Annotated in this window: 1 protein-coding gene; it reads right to left on the bottom strand. The window is 70.7% G+C overall.

The genetic code is table 11. From position 1 onward, the window contains the following. Positions 1–399: autotransporter-associated beta strand repeat-containing protein (locus tag B0W80_RS34205; RefSeq protein ID WP_143684939.1), on the bottom strand; the 399-nt coding region annotated here is incomplete at both ends.

Raw genomic sequence — 399 nt, 5'->3', positions numbered from 1 at the left:
TGCACCGACACGGCACCACCGAAGCTGTTGGCGCCGCTCAGCGTGGCATCGGCCGCACCGGTCTTGACGATGCCGCCTGCACCGGACAGACCGCCCGAGAGCGTCATCGGCTGGCTGCCTCCCAGCGTGAGGTTGCCGAGCAGCGTCACGTCGTTGGCCAGGCTGACGGGTGCGCTGGCATCCAGCGTCGTGCCCGCGGCGGCCGTGAGCACACCGGTGCCGAGCGAGGTGTTGGTTCCAACGACGAGGCGGCCCGCATTCAGCGCGACGCCGCCGCCGAAGTTGTTGGCCGCTGCGAGCGTGAGATCGGAAGCACCGTTCTTGACCAGCGAGCCAGCGCCGCCGACTGGCCCGGACAGCGTGATCGGCGCGCTGCCGCCGACCGCCATCGCACCATTG

The organism is Variovorax sp. KK3, assembly GCF_001984055.1.
Classification (GTDB): Bacteria; Pseudomonadota; Gammaproteobacteria; order Burkholderiales; family Burkholderiaceae_C; genus Variovorax.
The sequence above is the reverse complement of the archived record's forward strand: the minus strand, read 5'-3'. Positions and strand labels throughout refer to the sequence as shown.